This window comes from Agrobacterium sp. NPDC058088 (assembly GCF_042885035.1).
Lineage (GTDB): Bacteria > Pseudomonadota > Alphaproteobacteria > Rhizobiales > Rhizobiaceae > Agrobacterium.
The window spans coordinates 177,179-198,849 of record NZ_JBHVSU010000002.1 but is presented as its reverse complement, the minus strand read 5'-3'; the positions used below and the strand labels follow the sequence as shown (position 1 = coordinate 198,849).

Here is a 21,671-nt window from a genome sequence, read left to right as displayed (position 1 = left end):
CAGTCCAGAACACAAAAGCCCGGCGCGGATGACGCGGCCGGGCTTTTTCCGTTTCGTATCTTTTGCGGTTTATGCCAGAAACAGCGGCAGAATGAGCCCTGCGAAAATCAGCACGCCGACGCGGTTGTTGGATTTGAACAGCACGAGGCATTGGTCGACGTCATCGATATCAAGCACCCAGACCTGCCGGAACAGCATGAGGGCAGCGGCGACAAGACCGCTATAGGCGATGATGTTAACGCCCGCCGTCCAGAACGACAGAAACATCATGACAAGGGCTGTGCCATAAAGAAAAACCAGCCAGCGATGTGTGTTTTCTCCGAACAGGAGCGCTGTCGAACCGATGCCCACCGCCGTGTCGTCTTCCTTGTCCTGATGGGCGTAGATTGTATCATAACCGATCGTCCAGGCGATGGAGCCGACATAAAGCAGGACAGCCGGCCAGGCGAGAGAACCGAACTGTCCGGCCCAGCCCATCAGCGCACCCCAGGAGAAGGCAAGTCCAAGGAAAAATTGCGGCCAGTTGGTGAAGCGCTTGGCGAAAGGATAGATCGCCACGAAGACAAGCGACGCGATGCCGGTGATAATAGCGAAATCGTTGAACTGCAAAAGCACGACGAGCCCGGCAAGGGCCTGCAGCACGATAAAGACCTTGGCCTGCATCCGGGTTACACGGCCGTAAGGCAAAGGCCGAGAGCGTGTGCGCGCCACTGCCATGTCGATCTTGTGGTCGGCCAGATCATTATAGGTGCAGCCCGCGCCGCGCATCGCCACCGATCCGATGAAGAACAGCACCAGGTGCCAGATCAGCGTGCCCCAGGAAAAGCCGCCGGTCGCCACCGCCGCGTTGGCGGCGAGGGTTGCGGACCAGAAACACGGCCACATCAGCAATTGCCAGCCGATGGGACGATCCCACCGCGCCAGTTGCGCATAAGGCCAGAGGGTCCTCGGCAAAATCCGATAGACCCAGTTGTTGGATGGCGCGTCGGAAACGCGGTCTGACAAATCGCTGTGGTGAACCATGGGTTGGTTCTACAGCATCGGTGAAAAAAGCGGAATGGATTTCAGCATCGGCCCCGCAAGCGAAAAAGCCCCGCTGCGGTTTGGCAACGGGGCTTTGCATGACCTTATCGCCCGTCCCCTCAGGGCAGCGAGAAATTGAATTTGTAGCTGGCCTGAACACCGACGATGAACTGGTTCTTAGAGCCGCGCTCGCGCACCAGCGAACTGTCGGCGGCGTCGCCCATCAGGCGGCGATATTCCGCAAACGAGCCCACTTCCGCGTTCTCGGTGACCTTCCAGGTGATGGCTGCGCCAACGCCGGCCGATTGCAGGCCGCCGCCTGGGCTATAGGGCGATGGCGCGCCGGCCGCGGTCTGGGCGGCGCTGACGCCATAATAGCGCTCATTATATTTGCTGCTGACCCAGGTTGCGCGCGGACCGGCCGACACCTGAATGCCGGGGGCGATATCGGTGAAGACATCGGCGTTGAGATCCGCCACCACGCCGCTGTGGCTGCGGATGCCCTGCCGGGCTTCGCCGCGAATACGCAGCCAGTCGGTCGGATAGGCTTCAGCAAAACCGCCGAGCTCACCGCCGCGCTTGATGCGGGTCATGCCCTTGAGATCGGCGGAATCGCCTTCATCACGCGGGGAGACCAGCTTGCCGGCCAGACCCATGCTGATCGGGCCATTGTCCAGAAGCGAGATCGAGGCGCTGTCGTTGCGCGAGGTAAAGCGTGCACCCTGCCCCTGACGGCCGAGCGAAATGATGGGCGAAAACCCGAATTCATTCTTGTTATCGCCTTGGTACTTCGGAGCGCTAAAACCGGCGCCGCCGAGTTTCAGGTACCAGTCGCCGGAAAACCAGCCATCCGCATGGGCATTGCCCACGGCAAAAAGCGAAACGACACAGGCGGCAACAGCCGCTGATGGCTTGAACATGAAAGAACCCCAGAAACGCAATACAGACAGGTGTCCGTAGAATTAGAGGGATTGTCTTTCCATTCCATTAACCAGAGCGGCTTGAAATTCACCTCCTGCGGAGGAGGTGACAAGGCCTCAAAACCTCACCTCCGTCATGCTCGGGCCTGTCCCGAGCATCTGCGACCGAAGGACTTTACGCAACGTGGATAGATCCTCGGGACAAGCCCGAGGATGACGCCGAGATTGCGGAGACGTTTGTCAACACTCTCCTCAATTCGATCATTCGTCGCCCACACCGTCGTCAGAACGTCACCGTCTCCAGTGGTGCCCGGGTTTTCTCAAACTCCAGAAGTTTCGCCTCGTTGTGCGCAATGTAATCGCGATTATGCGGCACGGCATCGCGGTCCTTGGCGAGCTGGATCTGGAAAATATGGAAATTTTCGTGGGTAAAAGCCATTTCCGACCCCGCCAGATAAAACTCCCACATGCGGAAGAAGCGCTCATCATAAAGCGCTATCGCTTCCGCCTTGCGTGCCACGAAACGTTCGCGCCAGTGTCGCAGCGTATGGGCATAGTGCATGGGCAGGATTTCGATATCCTTGACCAGCAGCCGCGATTTCTCGATGGCTGGCAGCACTTCGGCAAGCGAGGGGATATAGCCGCCGGGGAAAATATATTTTTCGATGAAGGGGTTGGTTGCCAGCGCCGGATAGGGCTGGCCGATGGAATGCAGCACCATCACGCCCTTGTCGTCAAGCACCTCCGCCACCTTGTCGAAATAATCGCGATAATGGGTCGGCCCGACATGTTCGAACATGCCGACGGAGACGATGCGGTCATATTTCTTTGAAGCCGGAAGATAACGGTAATCCTGCAATTCGAAACGGACATTGCCGGCAAGCCCGCGTTTTGCCGCGCGGTCGCGCGAGACGCGGAGCTGTTCTTCGCTGAGCGTGATGCCGGTTACGTCAGCACCGGCGCTTTCGGCGATATACATTGCCATGCCGCCCCAACCGGAGCCGATTTCCAGAACGCTCTGGCCTGGCTCGGTCATCAGCTTGGCGGCGATGTGCCGTTTCTTGGCAACCTGCGCCTCATAGAGGCTGATGCCTGGCGGATTGAAATAGGCACAGGAATATTGCCAATCCTCGTCCAGGAAAAGATCGAACAGCTTGGCGCTCAGATCATAGTGATGGGCGACGTTGCTTTTGTTGTGGTTGACCGGCAGATGCATCTTGATGCGGGCGGCGATGATACGGGCCATGCCGCGCCAGATCATGCCGAAGGACAGCGCCTCACTCAGCGTATTGCTCTTCACCAGTGCAAGGAAATCGTAGATGTCGCCTTCCGCGACCTTCGCCCGACCTTCCATGTACATTTCAGCGAGCTTGAGCGCCGGATCGGCGGCAATCTCCTGCATGGCGGCTTCGTCGGTGAAGTTCAGAACCACCTTTTTTCCCGTGCCGTTACCGAATGTACGGCTGCCGCCCGGACTATTCACGGTGAGATCACCGATCTTGATTATCTTTTCGAGAAGAACATGCAGAGACGACGCCATGGCACCCCCAATTGCTAAGTCTCACTTATCAATTTTGCTGACCGTATTCCTTTCGGCACAAGTTGCAAGATAGTCTTATTTCAAAAAAATTGAACGATTTCATCAAGCAAAAAACCCCGCCGGAGTGTTCGGCGGGGTTTTTTCGTAAAAGAACATTTCAACCAGAGGTCAGCGTCGCTTCATCGCTTCCGCCAGCGCTGCCGCCAAAGCACCACCGGATTGCGACCCTTCGTTGCGTTCTTTCGGCTTGGCTGTGGCATGGCGCATTGCGCCCGCATTGTTCTTTTCACGCATCGGCTGCGGCGCTGCCTCGCCGCCATCCTTGCGCATGGTCAGCCCGATGCGCTTGCGCTTCACATCCACTTCCACGACTCGCACCTTGACGACATCGCCCGCCTTGACGACCTCATGCGGGTCTTTCACGAAACGATCAGCGAGTTGCGAGACATGCACCAGGCCATCCTGATGCACGCCGATATCCACGAAAGCGCCAAAGGCGGCGACATTGGTAACGGTGCCTTCCAGCAGCATGCCGGGTTTCAGATCGGTGATCTCGTCCACACCCTCGGCAAAGGTCGCGGTCTTGAAGCTCGGGCGAGGGTCACGGCCGGGTTTTTCCAGTTCGGCGATGATATCTTTCACCGTCGGCAGGCCGAATTGCTCATCGATGAACTTCTTCGGATCGAGCGATTTCAAGGTGGCACTATCGCCCATCAGCGAGCGCAGATCGCGCCCGCAGGCGGCGACGATCTTCTTCGCCACGCCATAGGCTTCCGGGTGAACGGACGAAGCATCCAGCGGCTCCTTGCCGTTTGGAATGCGCAGGAAGCCCGCGCATTGTTCGAAGGTGCGCTGGCCGAGGCGCGGCACTTTGAGCAATTCCTTGCGGCTCGCGAAGGGACCGGTCTGGTCGCGATGGGCAACGATGGCATCGGCAATCGAGGCACCGAGGCCGGAAACCCGCGCAAGAAGTGGCGACGAGGCGGTGTTGAGGTCCACACCGACGGCATTCACCGCATCTTCCACGACAGCATCGAGCGAGCGGCTGAGGCGGCCCTGATCGACATCGTGCTGGTATTGCCCGACGCCGATGGATTTCGGCTCGATCTTCACCAGTTCCGCCAGCGGGTCCTGAAGGCGGCGGGCAATCGAGACCGCGCCGCGCAGCGACACATCGAGATTGGGGAATTCGGCCGCCGCCCGTTCCGAAGCGGAATAGACGGATGCGCCCGCCTCCGACACGATGACCTTGGTGGGTTTGGCCCCCGATGCAGTGGCTGGCATCTGCGCCAGGAGATCGGCGACCAGCTTTTCCGTCTCACGGCTGCCGGTGCCGTTGCCGATGGCGATCAGCTCGACATTGTGCTTGCGGATGAGCGAGGCGAGTTCTGCCTGTGTGCCGCGAACGTCGTTCTTCGGCTGGAAGGGGTAAACCGTCGAGGTGTCCAGCAGCTTGCCGGTGCCATCGACCACAGCTACCTTGACGCCGGTGCGGATGCCCGGATCGAGGCCCATGGTGGCGCGGGAACCGGCTGGAGCGGCCAGCAGCAGATCCTTGAGATTGCGAGCGAAGACGTTGATCGCCTCTTCTTCCGCCCGCTCGCGCAATTCGCGCATCAGATCGAGCGACAGCGACATGGAAAGCTTCACGCGCCAGGTCCAGCCAGCAACCTCCATCAGCCATTGGTCGGCGGGGCCTGCATTGCGGATATCGAAGGCGGCGGCGATGGTGCGCTGTGAGGGTTTCACCGGCGACGGATCGTCCGCATCCACATCGATCGTCAATGTCAGAATTTCCTCGTTCCAGCCGCGCAGCATGGCGAGCGCGCGGTGGCCCGGCACCGTCGCCCAGCGCTCCGAATGGTCGAAATAATCAGAAAACTTCTCACCCGTCGCCTGCTTGCCATCCACGACCTTGGCGCGGAAAGTGGCGTTCTGGCGCATGTAATCGCGCAGGCGGCCGAGAAGATCGGCATTTTCCGTCATGGTTTCGGCAACGATATCGCGCGCGCCCTCGAGCGCCGCCTTCACATCGGCCACCTCATCCTTGATATAGGCCTCCGCCAGCTTTGCCGGATCGGCAGCGCGGTTTTCCCAGATGGCTTCGGCAAGCGGGCCGAGACCGCGTTCGCGGGCGATTTCGGCGCGGGTTCGGCGCTTCGGCTTATAGGGCAGGTAGAGGTCTTCCAGCTCCGCCTTGGTGCCCGCCTGCATGATCTTGACCATCAGCCCGTCTGTCATCTTGCCCTGGCCGGTGATGGAATCGACGATGGAGGCCCGGCGCGCATTGAGTTCGCGCAGATAGACAAGGCGTTCGGAAAGCGTGCGCAGCTGGGTATCGTCAAGCCCTCCCGTCACTTCCTTGCGATAACGGGCGATGAAGGGAACGGTCGCGCCCTCATCCAGCAATGCCACCGCCGCCTTCACCTGATCGGGGCGGGCGTTGATTTCGGAAGCAATGAGCGTGGCGAGGCGGGCATTATCTGCGGTCATGTGGGTCTCTGATGTCATATCTGGAGCGGCGAACATAATGTCTGATTGTGGCGTGACAACAAGGGGCATACACGATTCCACAGGAAAGGCGGCGATCAAGGGAAAGACGGACATTTGCGGCGCTTTCTCCTTGACCTTTCGCCCCCCTGCCCTTAACGCCCCTGACACAAGGTTACTGGCGAATTTGCAGGGGTATTGACCATGAAAGTTCTGTTGATCGGTTCCGGCGGACGCGAACATGCGCTGGCGTGGAAAATCGCCCAGTCTCCCCTGCTCGACGAGCTTTACGCCGCGCCCGGCAATCCCGGCATCGCCGACCACGCCACACTCGTTTCGCTTGACGTGGAAGATCATGCTGCCGTCATCGCCTTTGCGAAGGAAAAAGCAATCGACTTCGTCGTCATCGGCCCGGAAGCGCCGTTGGTCGCAGGCCTCGCAGATGATCTTCGAGCGGCGGGCATCGCCACCTTCGGACCTTCGAAGGCCGCGGCCCAGCTTGAGGGCTCGAAGGGTTTCACCAAGGATCTCTGCGCCCGCTACAACATTCCGACCGGCGCTTACCAGCGCTTCAAATCCGCAGAACCCGCCAAGGACTATGTCCGCGCACAGGGTGCACCCATCGTCATCAAGGCGGACGGGCTTGCTGCCGGCAAGGGCGTGACCGTCGCGATGACGGAAGCGGAAGCGCTGGCCGCCATTGACGACTGTTTCGATGGCGCTTTCGGCGCCGCCGGCGCCGAAGTGGTGGTGGAAGCCTTCCTGGACGGCGAAGAAGCCAGCTTCTTCTGCCTTTCGGACGGCAAAACGGCGCTCGCGCTTGCCACCGCGCAGGACCACAAACGCGTGGGCGATGGCGATACCGGCCCGAATACCGGCGGCATGGGCGCCTATTCCCCCGCCCCGGTCATGACACCTGATATGGTGGAGCGCACCATGAGGGAGATCATCGAACCGACGATCGCAGGCATGGCCAAGGATGGAAACCCCTTCTCCGGCGTCTTTTTCGCCGGCCTTATGATAACGGCCAAAGGCCCGGAACTGATCGAATACAACGTGCGCTTCGGCGATCCCGAATGCCAGGTGCTGATGATGCGCCTCAAGAGTGACCTTTTGCCGATCCTCTACGCCACGGCCACCGGCACTCTGGACAAGGTTGAGGCGGAATGGCGCGACGATGCGGCGCTGACCGTGGTTCTCGCCTCCAAGGGCTATCCCGGCGCCTACGACAAGAACACGCCGATCGCCCATATTCCAGACGCAAGCGAAGAGGCAAAGGTGTTCCATGCTGGAACCGCGCTGAAGGATGGCAAACTCGTCGCGACCGGTGGCCGCGTGCTTAATGTTACCGCCTTTGGCAAGAGCGTCACGGAAGCGCAGGCGCGCGCCTACGCGCTGGCCGACAAGGTTGAATGGGAAAACGGCTTCTGCCGCCGGGATATTGGCTGGCAGGCTATTGCCCGCGAAAAGGCCTGATCCTTAAAGCGGACGGGCCTGGCAGAGCGATTATTTCGTTCAATTTTTACCAAGTTTGCTGACCCGATGGAAACGAAAGACCGGTAATATTACCCACAATATTGCATGGCGCATTGTGTCTCGATTGCGAGGCCGCGCCGTCATTTCGGGGGTTTTCGATGCAGCGTCTTTTTCTGACAGCGATTGTCTTGTTGACCGGCGGGTCGGCGATGGCATCCTCCATCGAATATATCAATGGCGTGCATGTCGCCAATGGCAGCTTCGTTCGCCTCGATTGCGCCGGCTGCCAACCGGTGAAGGAAAAACCGGCCACGCAGGGTTATGCCATTCCATCCATCGAGCCGGGCACGCAGCATACCGAAATGCGCGAAGTCGACGGTAAACGCGCGCTGCTGCGCACCGAAGCCTGGCTTGGCGGCGCACCCGTTACCTTTGTCAGCACCAATCCCGCATGGATGATGGACTCATCCGCCACCGCCATCGCCACCTATGACGAGACAGCGCCCGAGGTACATCCCGCTGAAACGGTTTCGACGCCGGCCGGCATCGACGTGACGACGACCACGGCAGCCGTCAAGGTAATCTCCAGCGACGACGCATCCAAGCCGACCAACGCCTCGGTGATTGGCGCACCCCAGTTCCCGGATTTCCAGTTGCGCGGCAATTGATCCCCCTGTGGCGTTCTAATGAAAAACGTTAAATAATCGCGCTTTCGCTGTATCCTTCAAGCAGTGCCGCAACCATGCGGGGAATATTACTTTCTGTGCCGCTTATTCTGTCAGTCGGGTCTGATAAAGCTTTCGCTAATTAAGTATTTATTCAAATTTTTGGCCGCTAAGTGCCATTATAGTGCGATGCAGCACAGGATGAGGCCACGGCGCGGACACGCGTTTTTCGGGCCTTTTATCGCGCATCATGCGCCTCTCCCATCTCCGAAACATCGGTACCGCGCGGCGTTTGGTGACGCGCGATCCCAAACGCTTGTGAGCGCCCATGAAGAACCTTTCCATTTCCCGTCAACTGATCGTTCTCGTGGTGGCCCTGATGGCCGCCTTCGCCGCGGCGACCTTCTACCAGCTGAAATCCGCAACCGACGCGATCTATGAGGAACGCTACGGCATGCTGCGGACACAGGTGCAATCGGCGATCTCCATCCTGCAATCGTTCTACGACAAGGAGAAGGCGGGGACGCTTTCGCATGACGAGGCCATGAAGCAGGCCTATGCGACCGTTAGCGCCATGCGGTTTACCCCTGATGGCTATCTGTTCGGCTACGACTACGACGTGACGATGAAGTTCCATCCCGACGCCAAACGTGTCGGTGAAAACTACAAGGGCAAGCCGGATAGTAAGGGTTTTGCCTATCGTGACGAGTTGGTGCGACTTGGCCGCAATGGCGGCGGCCAGACGGATTTTTACGGTCCGAAGCCCGGCATGGAAGGCAATGACTACGCCAAAAGCTCCTACGCCCTTGCCTTCGAGCCCTGGCAGGTGGTGGTCGTAACAGGTGTTTACATCGATGATCTCAACGCGCAGGTGCGCGGCGAGGTGATGAAGGCGCTGTCCATCGGCGCCGCCATCTTCGTGCTGGCGCTTGCCGCCGCTTTCTACGTCATCCGTGGCATTTCGAAACCGCTTGGCGATATTCACCGTGCGCTCGGCGAAGTGGCCAATGAGAACGTTACGCTCGCCATTCCCCATACCGGACTGACCAATGAGGTGGGCATGATGGCGAAGGCCACCGCCTCGCTTCAGGACAAGGTGCGCGAGCGCCACGCCATGCAGCGCCGGCAGGAAGAACAGCAGAACCAGCTCGACACCGAGCGTCAGAACAACCTCGACATGCAGCGCGACGAAGCGGCCTTGCAGGCCCGCGTAGTCACCACCATTGGCGAGGCGCTGGAGAACCTGGCCGGCGGCGACTTGACCGTGCGCTGCGGCGACCTCGGCAACCGTTACGCCACACTGCGCGACAATTTCAACGAGGCCCTGACCCATCTCGATGCCGCCATGGCCAAGGTGAATTCCAAGAGCATCGACATTGGCGGCTCCAAGGAAGAAATCCGCAAGGCCTCCAACGAGCTTTCCCAGCGTACCGAACGGCAGGCTGCAAATCTGGAAGAAACGTCGGCCGCTCTCGACGAACTGACGGTTGCGGTGCGCCAGACGGCGGAAGGTGCTGCGGACGCCGCCAAGCGCGTCACCAGTGTCAGCTCGGAGGCGGCACGCAGTGACCGGGTTGTGGAAGAAGCGATATCGGCGATGAGCGGTATCGAACAATCCTCCGACCAGATTTCCAACATCATCGGCGTGATCGATGACATTGCTTTCCAGACCAACCTTTTGGCGCTGAATGCCGGTGTGGAGGCAGCGCGTGCAGGCGAAGCCGGCAAGGGCTTTGCCGTGGTGGCGCAGGAAGTGCGCGAACTGGCGCAGAAATCCGCCGCCGCCGCCAAGGAAATCAAGGATCAGATATCCCGCTCTTCCGCCCAGGTGGAAAATGGTGTTCGCCTTGTTGGCGAGACCGGCGAGGCGCTGAAACGCATCTCGGACCAGATCAAATCGGCCAACGAGATCGTCAGCAAGATCGCCCATTCGGCGGCCGAACAGGATACGACGCTACGCTCGATCTCGACATCGCTCAATCAGCTCGACGTCGCCACCCAGCATAATGCGGCAATGGCGGAAGAAACCACGGCTTCGGCAGAAGCGCTGGCCGTCGACACCGAGGAGCTGCTGAACCTCATCCGCGGCTTCCGCGTCTCGTCCGGCCACCAGCTTCGTAGCATGGCAGAGCAGATGCGCATGGCGGGGTGATATGCCGCAAGACTATCGATGAACAAAGGCGCCGGGGGAACTCCGGCGCTTTTATTTTAACGGGTCAGCACATCCAGCCGGTCGATATCGGCAGGTGAAAATACGGCAATACCGGCTTTTTCGAGCAGCGCCGCCGTTACCCCATTGCCGGCATGTTTGACGCCGGAAAACGAACCGTCATAGATCGCAGCCGACCCGCAGGACGGACTGCCGTCGATCAGAAGCGCATATGTGCAGCCGTTGGCTCGGGCGACGGCGAGCGCCCTTTCCGCACCGGCGATGAACTCAGCTGTGACATCGCCACCGGTCACTTCCAGCACGCGGGCGCGGCCTTCGAGCACATCGAGACCGGAGGCACAATCTTCGATTTCCGCTGGCGGGCGCGGCACGGGCATGCCGCCCGCCATTTCCGGACAGATCGTCACCAGCCTGCCTTCGCTGCGCCAGCGATCTATCGCCGGGTGGGAGAACGGTTTGCCTCTGCCGTCGTAACGCACAGGTTGGCCAAGGAGGCAGGCGCTGATGAGGATTTTGGAGGTGGTGTGGGTCAATGGGGTCATCCTGCAACGTCGCGGGCGCAGCTTACCCCCCTCTGCCCTGCCGGGCATCTCCCCCTCAAGGGGGGAGATCGGCGAGAGGCATGCTCCCCGCCCTTCCCGAAACGTTCAATGTGGCTGAGAGCTCGCCACAGGTCGATCTCCCCCCTTGAGGGGGAGATGCCCGGCAGGGCAGAGGGGGGTGAACCGCGCACACTGACATAGCTGGCTACCCCCAACCCCATTACCCCGTAATCTTCGAGAAATCCGCAACCGTCCCGGTCGCTTCGCGAATAGCCTTCAGCAGCGCCAGCCGGTTGGCGCGGATGGCCGCATCCTCGTCGTTGACAAGCACATCCTCGAAGAATTTATCGACGGGCGCTCGAAGCGTGGAAAGCGCCTGCATGGCGGAGCGGAAATCCTCGCCCGCAACAGCCTTCGCAGCGTCAGCAGAAGCCGTCCTGATCGCCGCATAAAGCGCCTTTTCGGCATCGAGCTTCAACAGCTCTTCCGAGACGCCATCGGCCACCACGGTGCCCTTCTTTTCCTCGGCGGCCAGAAGCTGGGTGGCGCGCTTGGCGCCTGCCAGAAGGTTGCGGCCATCCTCGCCGGTGATGAAGGCGGTGAGCGCCTCGACACGGCGGGCGATCATCAGCAGATCGTCGGATTCCGGCGTCAAAACGGCGTCGATCAGATCGTAACGCGCGCCGAGATCGCGGAGATAGACCTTCAGGCGATCATGGAAGAAGGAGAGAAGGTCCGGGTCCTTGGCAACGCTCAGCAGTGGCAGCCGCACGTTCTTCTCGAGCAGGATACGCACCACGCCCAGCGCGGCGCGGCGCAGCGCGAAGGGGTCCTTCGAACCGGTCGGCTTCTCGTCGATGGCCCAGAAACCAACGAGGGTGTCGAGCTTGTCAGCCAGAGCGACCGTGATCGCCACCTTGTCGGCGGGCAGACGGTCGGAAGGGCCCTGCGGTTTGTAATGGTCTTCAATCGCGGCCGCGACGCTTTCGTTTTCCCCCTGAAGCGCCGCATATTTGCGGCCCATCAGGCCCTGAAGCTCGGGGAATTCGCCGACGGCTTCGGTGCGCAGGTCGGCTTTCGCCAGCACCACGGCGCGGTCCACCAGAGCGGCATCGGCACCGACGACGGGAGCCAGCGCCTTGGCGAGTTCGCGGATGCGGGCCACGCGCTCACCCTGCGTGCCGAGCTTGGCATGGAAGGTGACGTTCAGCGCATCGAGCTTGGCCATGCGCTGGTCCAGCGGCTTCTTGAGATCGAGGTTGAATTTCGCAGCCGAATCTTTCAGCGTTTCGAGATCGGGCAGATCGCCCTGGTCACGGGTCCAGAAATGGCGGGCATCCGACAGGCGGGCGCGCACGACCTTGCCGTTGCCATGGATGATTTCCTTGCCGCCATCGCTTGCCTCGATATTCGAGATCAGGATGAAGCGGTTGGAAAGGCCCTCCTCCGCACCCTGGTTGCGGGTGACGAAACATTTCTGGTTGGTCTTGATGGTGAGACGGATGATTTCCGCCGGGATTTGCAGGTAATCCTCCTCGAACGTCCCCATCAGTACCTGCGGCCATTCGACAAGGCCGGAGACTTCTTCGAGCAGGCCTTCGTCTTCCACCAGATCGAGGCCGTTGGCGAAAGCGAGATCCTTGGCGTCATGCAGGATGATGTCCTTGCGGCGCTCGGCATCCAGCACGACCTTCGCCTTTTCGAGGCTTGAGACATAATCCTCGAAACGGCGCACGGTGATCGGGCCGGGCGAGTGGAAACGATGGCCATAGGTGACGTTGCCGGCGACGATGCCGTCAATGGCGAAAGGAATGACCTGCGTTTCGTCATGTTCGGGGCCGAACAGGCAGACGATGGATTGCAGCGGGCGCACCCAGCGCAGGCTTTCCGAACCCTTGCCTTCGATGCCGGCATAGCTGGAACCCTTCGGCATAGAGGCCGGGCCGGAGCGCATGGATTTGGGCCACGGGAAGGAGCGGATGATGCCGGGCATCACCTCTGCGATGATCTCTTCCGCCGGGCGGCCGGGCTTGTTGATGATGGCGATGTAAAAATCGCCCTTCTTCGGATCGGAAACGACCTGGGCTTCCGAGATATCGTTAAGTCCGGCGCCGCGCAGAAAGCCTTCGATGGCCTTTTCATTGGCGTCGGTGCGCGGACCCTTCTTTTCTTCACGCACATCGGCGGAGCGGGCGTTGAGGCCGCGAATATCCAGCGTCAGGCGGCGTGGCGTCCAATATTCGCGCGCGCCCTCATAGGTCAGCCCTCTCTCCACAAGCGCATCGGTGACGAGTTTCTTCAGATCGCCCGCCGCCTTGCGCTGCATGCGGGCGGGGATTTCCTCGGAGCGAAGTTCAAGCAGAAGATCGGGCATGGGATAAGGACTTTAATCTGTTGCAAAAGAGTGTCGCGGACTTAGCAAGACCAGCGGCAAAAGTCACCAGCTATCGGTTAAATTACCGCCTGCAGGCGTTACCAGCCGCCACCACCGCCCCCGCCGCCGCCGGAACCCGACGAACCGCCGCCACCGCCGCTCGAAAAGCTGGAGTTGGACGAACTTACAGGCTGGGGAATGGTGGAGGCGATGGTACTGGCCATAGAGGTGGAAAATCCACCGATCCTGTCGCCAAAGCTGCCGTAATTGCTGCCCAGGTACCAGCCGGGCGCATAACTTGCCGCGGCGGCACCGGCGGCGGCGGTTGCGAGCCAGGTCTCGAACGTACGGCTCCAGGGTTTTTCGACGCCGAGCGCCACGGCATAGGGCAGCAGCGTTTCGAAATGCTGCGGCGACATGGCCGGCGCGCCCGCCATGTTCATCCGGTCCTTTTCGGCGAGCGTCAGATAGGTTCGGAGGCCTTCAATGCCATCCATCAGCTTGCGACCGAGCGGCGTCGGCGCGCCCATCAGAAACAGGAACAGCGCATTGGTGAGAATGATGCCGCCGATGGCGGCCAGCGCCAGCGATTTTGTATCATGCGTCACATCCAGCAGGATTTGCGATGCGATGCCGCCTATGACCGAAAAAGCCACGAAACCGGCAAAGGCCAGCATGACTATGCCGCCGATACGCTTGCGCAACGGCGCGCCACGCGAAAATTGCCGGCCTATGCCAATCGACAGGACGCTGAAGAAGAAGCCAAAGAAACCGAATATCACGACAGCGACAATGGCGTTCTCATCGAGATCGCCAAATGCCAGCGTCGCGACTATGATGGCAATGCTGAAGATGATACCGAACACCGTGTAACCGGCATTGCTGCGGTAGTATTTGCCGCGATGTTCCTTCTCTATCGCCGCGCGGAACTGCGTTCCGACCTTTTCGACCTCCGCCCCATGGGCCTTGTCGATCGTCAGCGTCTCACCCGGACCGCCGATAGAGGAAAGCAGTGTTTTCTGGCCGGTCGGCAGGTCGGCAGCGGTTGCCTTTTCCGTGCGCCTGATGACAATGGAATTCTTCAGGTCTTCCAGAACGACGAACCCCTTCACCGCAAGATCAAGTGCGGAAGCGGAGAGCGCCGTCCAGCCCGCGCCGGAAAAACCCCTGTTATCGACATAATTGACCAGAGCCGGAGAAAGTCCCTCCGGCGCATCCCAGCGCGGCACGACCACGCCGCGGGCCGGATCGCGGCCCACCGCGAACCATGCCCGCAAATAATAAAGCAGCACGACAAATAGCCCGCCGCCGGAAAGCAGGATGGCCATATTATCGCGCAGCCACCAACCCGCCTCCTCAGATGCATCAGGCGCGGCAATCGCACCCTTCGGCAGCTTGACGGCAACCGTCATGCCCTCGCCCACCGAAAACGGGCGGGTGGAGGCGAAGAACACCTCGTTGCCTTCGCTAAGGATGCGGGCGTCCTTGCCTTTTGCACCGGGTGGTCCGGTAAAGACGGCTGTATCCGTGGCTTTTACGCCCTGTGGCAGCGTGATGGTCGCGGAAATCTCACCCATCGGGAATTGCCAGCCATTGCCGGTGACATTCCAGGTCAGCTCGTCATAATCGCTGAAATAACGGATCTGCCGGGCGGTGGTGTAGGTGATCTGGAAGATATGTTCGCCGGTCGTCAGAAACCGGTCGGCGCTGCCGGTATAGATGCGGATGCCGCCATCGATATTTTCGGTGCGCCAATCTTCCGCCGTACCGTCCCGCTCCACCGAAACGACGTTGAAATCCACCTTGGTGCGGCGGTTATTCGCATCCAGCGCATAAAGCGGGAAATCGCGGAAGATGCCGCGTTTGATGTTCTGGCCTTCGGCGCGGGCAGTGATGGTCTCCGTCACCGTCAGCTTTCCGTCTTGCGCAACCTCGATGACCGAATGATACGAACGGATGAACTCTTCCGCGAAAGCCGGGAAGGCCGCGCCGAGGAAGACGAACAGCGCGAGAAGTCTTGCGACGATGGTCTTCACGGGCGGTCCCTCCTCATGGCTTCAGTGCTGCGGTTCGGCAGCGCTTTCCTTTTCCGTGTACGCGACGCCTAGCGAGCCAAGCTCCTTCCAATAGTTCGGATAGGTCTTGCCCACGCAGGCAGGGTTCTGGATGGCAATGCCGCCGATCTTCAGCGCCGCCAGCGCAAAGCTCATGGCAATACGGTGGTCGGCAAAGGTATCGATCGAGGCTTCGACAGTCTGGCCCGCGAGCGAGGGATCGGAATGCACGATCAGGTCATCGCCTTCCTCATGCGCCAGACCGTCGCGGATTTCGTTGAGGCCGAGCGAAACGGCGCGGATACGGTCGCATTCCTTGACACGCAGATTGGCGATGCCGACGAAACGCACCGGCGTCTCGTTGAAGGCGGCGAGAACCGCGATGGTGGGAATGGCATCCTGCATCTGCGAGCCGTCGATTTCGGCGGGTAGATGCGGAAACTGCGCCATGACCTCATAGGCCTTGGCATCCGGCTGGGTGAACTTGTCGGCCGGCGTGCCGATATCGATTGCGCCGCCGGTCAGAAGCTCCGCGCCCCAGAGATAGGTGGCGGCGGAGGCATCCGGCTCGATGTGGAAATCGGTTGCCGTATAACCCGTCGGATGCACGCGCCAGATGGCGTTGCTGACCCGCTCCACCTTCGCGCCGAAGGCTTCCATGGCCGATGTGGTAAGATCGATATAGCCCTTCGCGCCGATTTCTTCGCCCTTGAGAATGATATCGACAGGCTTGTCGCCGCAGGCGGCGGCCATCAGCAGTGCGGACACATATTGGCTGGAAAGGTTGGCGTCGATGGTAACGCTGCCCTTCGGGAAACCCGTACCCTTGCCACAGACGGTGACGGGCGGGCAGCCGGTCGGCGCATCCGCTTCAACGCCGAGGGAGCGCAGGGCTTCCACCAGCGGCATGATCGGGCGTTTGCGCATATGCTCGTCGCCATCGATGATGACGGCACCATCCACAAGGGCGGCAGCGGCGGTGAGGAACCGCGTGGCTGTGCCGGCATTACCGAGGAAAAGCGGCTTTTCCGGCTGATGCAACACACCTGAACTCTCCACCACGAAGGTGGTGGCGTCAGGCTCGGTTACCTTGACACCCATCTCACGCAGGGCCTCGGCCATATAAAGCGTATCGTCGCTCTTCAGCGCGCCGGTGAGACGGCTTTTGCCCTTGGCGAGGCCGGCCAGCAGAAGTGCACGGTTGGTAATGGATTTGGAACCGGGCGGCTCCACCTTGCCGGAAAGCGGGTGGCCGGGCGGGGTGATGGTCAGTTCGATCATGATCGTCGTCTTGTCAAAGAATGCGGCGCAAAGCCGGGCTATCGGAATATCGGCGGTAAATTGTGAGCCGGCGCTTAGAACTTGACGGTCGGCACGGCGCGGTCGGCCGGATTGTCGATCTCGAAATAGGGCGCCTTGGCAAAACCGAACTGCCCCGCCACAAGGTTGGACGGGAAGCTCTCCACCTTGACGTTGAGATCGCGCGCCGCACCATTGTAATAACGACGCGACATCTGGAGTTCGCCTTCGATGGTCTCGAGCGAGCGCTGCAATTCCAGAAAGTTCGTATTGGCTTTCAGATCGGGATAGGCTTCTGCGAGCGCAAAGAGCTTGCCGAGCGCCTGCGACAGCAGCCCTTCCGCCTGGGCGCGGCCTTCGACATCGCCCGCCGGCACGGCCTGCGCCCGATTGCGCAGGTTGACCACCTCCTCAAAGGTGCTCTTTTCATGGGCCGCGTAACCCTTCACGGTCTCGATGAGGTTGGGGATGAGATCGGCGCGGCGCTTCAGCTGTACGTCGATGCCCGACCACGCCTCTTCCTTCATCTGCCGCGCCTTGACGAGACCGTTATAGATGAAGACGACATAAAGCGCGATTGCCGCGATGATTGCCAGCGTGATGAACATTCCCTACCCCTCCTCAAGAGGTGCGGACACCAGAACGGCGTCCGCACGTTAGACTGTTGCCCCGCCTTACATAAAGGTTCAGGCAGCCCTGTTCCAGTTCAGTCCGCCCGCATCCGTGAGCAGGAAAGCTTCGCCGCAGGCTTTCGCCAGCGTGCGCACGCGCAGGATATAGCTCTGGCGTTCCGTGACCGAGATTACGCCGCGCGCATCCAGAAGGTTAAAGACATGGCTGGCCTTGATGCACTGGTCATAGGCCGGGAACACGCATTTATGCAGGCGCTGATTGTCGTTGTCACCGGGCGCACCGGCAGCGAGAAGCGCCTGGCATTCCTTTTCGGCGTCGATGAAATGACGATGCAGCATGGCCGTATCGGCGAATTCGAAGTTGTGGCGGGAATATTCCTGCTCGGCCTGCAAAAACACGTCGCCGTAGGAAATCTTTTCTTCGCCTTCGCGGCCGTTGAAGTTCAGGTCGTAGACATTGTCGACGCCCTGAACATACATGGCCAGACGCTCCAGACCATAGGTCAGCTCGCCCGCAACCGGCGAGCATTCGATACCGCAGACCTGCTGGAAGTAGGTGAACTGCGAAACTTCCATGCCATCGCACCAGCATTCCCAGCCGAGGCCCCAGGCGCCAAGCGTCGGGCTTTCCCAGTCGTCTTCGACGAAGCGCACGTCGTGCAGCAGAGGGTCGAGGCCGATCGCCTTCAGCGAACCGAGATAGAGCTCCTGCAGGTTGGAAGGATTGGGCTTCAGAATGACCTGATACTGGTAATAATGCTGCAGACGGTTGGGGTTTTCCCCGTAACGCCCATCAGAAGGACGGCGCGACGGCTGCACGTAAGCGGCCTTCCATGGCTTGGGACCAAGCGCGCGAAGCGTCGTCGCCGGATGGAACGTACCCGCGCCCACTTCCATATCGTAAGGCTGCAGTACCGCGCAGCCCTTATCGGCCCAGTAATTATGCAGCGTCAGGATCAGCGCCTGAAAGGAACGCTTGGGGTTCATATGGTCGGGAACATCGGTCATTTCAGTCATCGCGGCGTTAGGAGGACAAGTAAGCATTGACTTACTTCGGATGCGGACTGGTGCCACGGCAGGGCGTGGGGGTCAAGGTTTTATGCGTAAAGCCGCGGCCTTACGCCTCATCCTCGCGCTTTACCCGATACTCGCCGGTTTCCGGGTCCTTGATCAGCGTGCCGATAGCCCCGGTCTCGCGTTCCTTTTCGCGCTGTTTCGATTTGGCCGAGAGCTTTTCGGCATCGCGGACGAAACGGCGGTAAAGGATGACGGATCCCACCACCAGAAGAAGAATTGTAATAAGCTGCGCCATAAGGCTTTATTCCCGAGACATCATAGACCGAAGCGCGACCACAATGCCTTTTCTTCGGCGACCTCCGCAAGACCCGAAACCGCGCCCGCAGCCAGCCTTTCAGCATTTACATCCAGCGCCGCGTTGACGCCGGGCACCTTTTTGCCGAACAGCGTGCGACCGCCACTGACGAGCTGGAGCTTGACCTTGGTGCCGTAACGGCGACGTAAAACCTCCCTCATGTCGCCCAGCCCGTCGATCAGGCCAAGGTCGAGGCCGCGCATGCCGGTCCAGAACAGGCCGGAGAAGATCGTCTCGTCGCCCTTCAGCTTCGAGCCGCGGCGCATCTTGACCATATCTATGAAAATATTGTGGATTTCGACCTGGAGCGACTTCAGGTATTCGATGTCGCCTTCCTTTTCCGGCTGGAAGGGATCGAGGATGACCTTGTTTTCGCCGGCCGTATAGACGCGGCGCTCCACGCCGATCTTCCGCAGCATTTCCGGAAAACCGAAGCCGCCGGAGACGACGCCGATCGAACCGACGATGGAGGTGGGGTCGGCGATGATCTCATCGCCGGCAAGCGCGATCATGTAGCCGCCCGAGGCTGCGACGTCCTCCACGAAAATCAGGACTTTCTTGTCCTTTTCCTCGGCAAGCTGGCGGATACGGTTATAGATCATTCGCGCCTGCACCGGCGAGCCGCCGGGCGAGTTGAGCGAAATGGCGACGGCCGGGGCATCCTTTAAGGCGAAGGCCTTTTCGAGAAGCGGCGCATAGGACGCGAGATTGAGGGCGGGGCGGAACTGGTTGCCGCCGGCCATGATCGCGCCATGCATGCGCACCACGGGAATGACGAGCTCCTTTTTACGAAAGCGTTTCGGCACCAGATACGTCAGAAAACCCACCAATCAATCCTCACAGCAATGACTTCATCGACACGGATGTATGTATCGCCGGGCAAAACACAATGGCATGCGGCTGGCGTCACGCTGATTTTATAAGCCGGGTCTGATTGCCCTTCCATGACGGGAATAGGCGGCGCGACCATTGTTGAGGTCATCCACGAAAGGGGTAAAGGCGTGGCTGCCGGTCTCGTGCATGATAAGGGGTGAGCGGAAGGACAGCCGTGCGCGCGAACCCTTGATGGCGGTGACGAGCATACGCACCGCATCCTCGCCGGGACGTGGATGAATGAGGGTGATTTCCAGACCGCCAAAACGGCTGCCGCAGGCGGCGATGATGTCCGCCACCGATTGCGGCCGCGCAATCAGGGAAAGTTGCCCGCCCGAGACCATAATCGCGCCCGCAGTCCTGATCCAGTCCTCGAACAGGCCGTCCGTCATCGCGTGGGCCTCGGCCTTCAGAGCATCCGGCGTGCGGCGGTCGCCCGCATCATTATAGGGCGGATTCATGATGACGTGATGGAAATGATCGTCGGGCAGTCCGGCCGCGACACGCGCTTTCGCACGCAGCGTCACATCCGCCTCGCACACATTCACCCGCGCGGAAAAGGCGGCATTCTCGGGCAATTCGAGGCTGCGGCGAGCAAATTGCACCATTTCCGGCGACCGTTCATAAAGCGTCACCTGCGCCTTTTCGAGCCTTGCCGCCACAGCCATCCCGGCAGCTCCCGCACCCGCGCCGAGATCGGCGATGCGGCAGGCACGCTCATCCGCCACCAGCGAGGCCAGAAGCATGGCGTCCATGCCCGCCCGGTGCCCCCTCCCCTTCGGCTGGACGATGTGAAAGCGCCCCCGATGAAAAGCGTCGATCGTTTCGGAAATGCCTTCGCTCACTTGCCGCTCAAGCCTCTTGATTGCGCAATTCGTCGCCGAGCCCCGCATCGATGAGAATGCGGCGGGCCTGATCGGCGCGGTCGTCTTCCACCAGGAACCTTCGCGGCAAAAGGCCGAGCGATCCCTCCAGAATGCTCATCGCCTGATCGGCAATGAGGCAGTGAATGCCGGCGTCCTTCATCAGGCTTTCGGCGAAGGAAAGAAGCACGGCATCGTTGGTACGGATCAGTTCACGCATGGATAGACCTTAAATTCCCATCTTTTTGAATGGCTAGCGGCAATTCGCCCCTTGCCGCGCAAGGCGTCAGTTTTTATTGTCGAATTCAAATTCGAACTGGAGTCCTGTCCCTTGGGCGTCGTCATACCGCTTGAAGAAAGCAAAAACAAACTCGCATCCGTCAAGCCGCTTGTCGACCTGACCCGCCCCGACATGGAACGGGTGAACCAGCTTATCCTTTCCAAGGCGGGTTCCGATGTCCAGATGATACCCGAGGTAGCCAACCACCTCATCTCGTCAGGCGGCAAGCGCCTGCGGCCGATGCTGACGCTCGCCTCGGCCTCGATGTTCGGTTACGAGGGCGATAATCACATCAAGCTCGCCACCAGCGTGGAGTTCATGCACACGGCGACGCTTCTGCATGACGATGTGGTGGATGAAAGCGATCTACGTCGCGGCAAATCCACCGCACGCACTATCTGGGGTAACCAGGCAAGCGTTCTCGTCGGCGACTTCCTGCTTGGCCAGGCTTTCCGCATGATGGTGGATGTCGGCTCTCTCGATGCGCTTGACGTGCTGTCTACCGCTGCGTCGGTCATCGCCGAAGGCGAGGTGCTGCAGCTTTCCGTCGCCAAGAACATGGAAACGACAGAAGACGATTACCTGCAGGTGATTCGCGCCAAGACGGCCGCTCTCTTTGCCGCAGCGGCCGAAGTCGGCCCCATCGTCGCCAAGACGGACAAGGCCACCCGCAGTGCGCTGAAATCCTATGGCATGAATCTCGGCCTCGCCTTTCAGCTGGTCGATGACGTCCTGGACTATGGCGGCAAGTCCGCCGATCTCGGCAAGAACACGGGCGACGATTTCCGCGAAGGCAAGATCACGCTGCCGGTCATCCTGTCCTATCGCCGCGGCACCCAGGATGAGCGCGCTTTCTGGCGCACGGCCATCGAAAAGGGCGAAAGCAGCGATGAGAACCTCGAGAAGGCGCTTGGCCTGATCACCAAATATAACGGCCTCGGCGATACGATCGGCCGCGCCACGCATTACGGCACCATTGCCCGCGACGCGCTCGCGCCGCTGCCGCAGAGCCCTTGGAAAGATGCGCTTCTGGAAGTCATCGACTTCTGCATCGAGCGTCTGAACTGACGGTGGAAGGCCGGGACAACGGCGGATGAA

General features: G+C 60.3%; 18 protein-coding genes. 4 read left to right on the top strand and 14 right to left on the bottom strand.

What is annotated here, in order from left to right; all coding sequences use genetic code 11:
* Positions 1-69: 69 nt before the first annotated feature.
* From ubiA to ACFVTJ_RS06200, 4 genes are all read right to left on the bottom strand, one after another.
* Positions 70-1,023, bottom strand: coding sequence for a 4-hydroxybenzoate octaprenyltransferase (ubiA, locus tag ACFVTJ_RS06215; protein WP_386905586.1), 954 nt, complete (start codon positions 1,021-1,023; stop codon positions 70-72).
* 119 nt (positions 1,024-1,142) lie between these two features.
* Positions 1,143-1,943, bottom strand: a complete 801-nt coding sequence (locus ACFVTJ_RS06210) for a MipA/OmpV family protein (RefSeq protein ID WP_386905584.1) — start codon at positions 1,941-1,943, stop codon at positions 1,143-1,145.
* A 283-nt stretch (positions 1,944-2,226) separates the two neighbouring features.
* The gene (locus ACFVTJ_RS06205; RefSeq protein ID WP_386905582.1) at positions 2,227-3,483 is read right to left on the bottom strand and encodes a class I SAM-dependent methyltransferase; all 1,257 of its coding nucleotides are present in this window, start codon (positions 3,481-3,483) and stop codon (positions 2,227-2,229) included.
* Between the two features lie 168 nt (positions 3,484-3,651).
* Positions 3,652-5,976 carry a Tex family protein gene (locus ACFVTJ_RS06200; RefSeq protein WP_386905580.1) on the bottom strand — a complete coding sequence of 775 codons (2,325 nt, stop codon included), beginning with the start codon at positions 5,974-5,976 and terminating at the stop codon, positions 3,652-3,654.
* Between the two features lie 201 nt (positions 5,977-6,177).
* Here ACFVTJ_RS06200 and purD point away from each other — a divergent pair, with 201 nt between their 5' ends.
* The 3 genes from purD to ACFVTJ_RS06185 all read left to right on the top strand — a co-directional run bounded on the left by purD (position 6,178) and on the right by ACFVTJ_RS06185 (position 10,266).
* Positions 6,178-7,449 (top strand): phosphoribosylamine--glycine ligase, encoded by a 1,272-nt coding sequence (gene purD / locus ACFVTJ_RS06195; RefSeq protein ID WP_386905578.1) that lies wholly within the window; start codon positions 6,178-6,180, stop codon positions 7,447-7,449.
* 158 nt (positions 7,450-7,607) lie between these two features.
* Positions 7,608-8,117 carry a plant virulence effector HPE1-like domain-containing protein gene (locus ACFVTJ_RS06190; protein ID WP_386905576.1) on the top strand — a complete coding sequence of 170 codons (510 nt, stop codon included), beginning with the start codon at positions 7,608-7,610 and terminating at the stop codon, positions 8,115-8,117.
* Between the two features lie 325 nt (positions 8,118-8,442).
* Entirely contained in the window at positions 8,443-10,266 is a 1,824-nt protein-coding gene (locus tag ACFVTJ_RS06185) for a methyl-accepting chemotaxis protein (protein WP_386905574.1), read from the top strand.
* A gap of 56 nt (positions 10,267-10,322) precedes the next feature.
* Here the strand turns inward: ACFVTJ_RS06185 and ACFVTJ_RS06180 are convergent, their stop codons facing one another.
* The 10 genes from ACFVTJ_RS06180 to ACFVTJ_RS06135 all read right to left on the bottom strand — a co-directional run bounded on the left by ACFVTJ_RS06180 (position 10,323) and on the right by ACFVTJ_RS06135 (position 20,513).
* Positions 10,323-10,817, bottom strand: a complete 495-nt coding sequence (locus tag ACFVTJ_RS06180; protein ID WP_386905572.1) for a DUF523 domain-containing protein — start codon at positions 10,815-10,817, stop codon at positions 10,323-10,325.
* A 229-nt stretch (positions 10,818-11,046) separates the two neighbouring features.
* Entirely contained in the window at positions 11,047-13,200 is a 2,154-nt protein-coding gene (glyS, locus tag ACFVTJ_RS06175) for a glycine--tRNA ligase subunit beta (protein WP_386905570.1), read from the bottom strand.
* 98 nt (positions 13,201-13,298) lie between these two features.
* A complete protein-coding gene (locus ACFVTJ_RS06170; protein WP_386905569.1) occupies positions 13,299-15,236 on the bottom strand; it encodes a DUF2207 domain-containing protein in 1,938 nt (645 codons plus the stop codon).
* Positions 15,237-15,257: 21 nt separating this feature from the next.
* Positions 15,258-16,535 (bottom strand): 3-phosphoshikimate 1-carboxyvinyltransferase, encoded by a 1,278-nt coding sequence (locus ACFVTJ_RS06165; protein ID WP_386905567.1) that lies wholly within the window; start codon positions 16,533-16,535, stop codon positions 15,258-15,260.
* 74 nt (positions 16,536-16,609) lie between these two features.
* Positions 16,610-17,161 (bottom strand): LemA family protein, encoded by a 552-nt coding sequence (locus ACFVTJ_RS06160; RefSeq protein WP_386905565.1) that lies wholly within the window; start codon positions 17,159-17,161, stop codon positions 16,610-16,612.
* Positions 17,162-17,239: 78 nt separating this feature from the next.
* Positions 17,240-18,172, bottom strand: a complete 933-nt coding sequence (locus ACFVTJ_RS06155; protein ID WP_006699475.1) for a glycine--tRNA ligase subunit alpha — start codon at positions 18,170-18,172, stop codon at positions 17,240-17,242.
* 130 nt (positions 18,173-18,302) lie between these two features.
* Entirely contained in the window at positions 18,303-18,497 is a 195-nt protein-coding gene (locus ACFVTJ_RS06150) for an NfeD family protein (protein WP_003493987.1), read from the bottom strand.
* Positions 18,498-18,517: 20 nt separating this feature from the next.
* Complete coding sequence (locus ACFVTJ_RS06145) at positions 18,518-19,387, bottom strand: S49 family peptidase (protein WP_386905563.1); 870 nt, start codon at positions 19,385-19,387, stop codon at positions 18,518-18,520.
* A gap of 87 nt (positions 19,388-19,474) precedes the next feature.
* Complete coding sequence (locus ACFVTJ_RS06140; protein ID WP_386905561.1) at positions 19,475-20,275, bottom strand: tRNA1(Val) (adenine(37)-N6)-methyltransferase; 801 nt, start codon at positions 20,273-20,275, stop codon at positions 19,475-19,477.
* Between the two features lie 7 nt (positions 20,276-20,282).
* Positions 20,283-20,513, bottom strand: coding sequence for a DUF2007 domain-containing protein (locus ACFVTJ_RS06135; RefSeq protein ID WP_063949777.1), 231 nt, complete (start codon positions 20,511-20,513; stop codon positions 20,283-20,285).
* Between the two features lie 111 nt (positions 20,514-20,624).
* Between ACFVTJ_RS06135 and ACFVTJ_RS06130 the strand changes: the two genes are divergently transcribed.
* On the top strand, positions 20,625-21,641 hold the full coding sequence (locus tag ACFVTJ_RS06130; RefSeq protein ID WP_003503263.1) for a polyprenyl synthetase family protein: 1,017 nt from the start codon (positions 20,625-20,627) through the stop codon (positions 21,639-21,641).
* Positions 21,642-21,671 lie beyond the last annotated feature (30 nt).

Coding starts and splice junctions, on each gene's coding strand:
- ubiA (WP_386905586.1), bottom strand. CDS start 1,023: ATGGTTCACCACAGCGATTTGTCAGACCGCGTTTCCGACGCGCCATCC.
- ACFVTJ_RS06210 (WP_386905584.1), bottom strand. CDS start 1,943: ATGTTCAAGCCATCAGCGGCTGTTGCCGCCTGTGTCGTTTCGCTTTTT.
- ACFVTJ_RS06205 (WP_386905582.1), bottom strand. CDS start 3,483: ATGGCGTCGTCTCTGCATGTTCTTCTCGAAAAGATAATCAAGATCGGT.
- ACFVTJ_RS06200 (WP_386905580.1), bottom strand. CDS start 5,976: ATGACCGCAGATAATGCCCGCCTCGCCACGCTCATTGCTTCCGAAATC.
- purD (WP_386905578.1), top strand. CDS start 6,178: ATGAAAGTTCTGTTGATCGGTTCCGGCGGACGCGAACATGCGCTGGCG.
- ACFVTJ_RS06190 (WP_386905576.1), top strand. CDS start 7,608: ATGCAGCGTCTTTTTCTGACAGCGATTGTCTTGTTGACCGGCGGGTCG.
- ACFVTJ_RS06185 (WP_386905574.1), top strand. CDS start 8,443: ATGAAGAACCTTTCCATTTCCCGTCAACTGATCGTTCTCGTGGTGGCC.
- glyS (WP_386905570.1), bottom strand. CDS start 13,200: ATGCCCGATCTTCTGCTTGAACTTCGCTCCGAGGAAATCCCCGCCCGC.
- ACFVTJ_RS06165 (WP_386905567.1), bottom strand. CDS start 16,535: ATGATCGAACTGACCATCACCCCGCCCGGCCACCCGCTTTCCGGCAAG.
- ACFVTJ_RS06160 (WP_386905565.1), bottom strand. CDS start 17,161: ATGTTCATCACGCTGGCAATCATCGCGGCAATCGCGCTTTATGTCGTC.
- ACFVTJ_RS06155 (WP_006699475.1), bottom strand. CDS start 18,172: ATGAACCCCAAGCGTTCCTTTCAGGCGCTGATCCTGACGCTGCATAAT.
- ACFVTJ_RS06150 (WP_003493987.1), bottom strand. CDS start 18,497: ATGGCGCAGCTTATTACAATTCTTCTTCTGGTGGTGGGATCCGTCATC.
- ACFVTJ_RS06135 (WP_063949777.1), bottom strand. CDS start 20,513: ATGCGTGAACTGATCCGTACCAACGATGCCGTGCTTCTTTCCTTCGCC.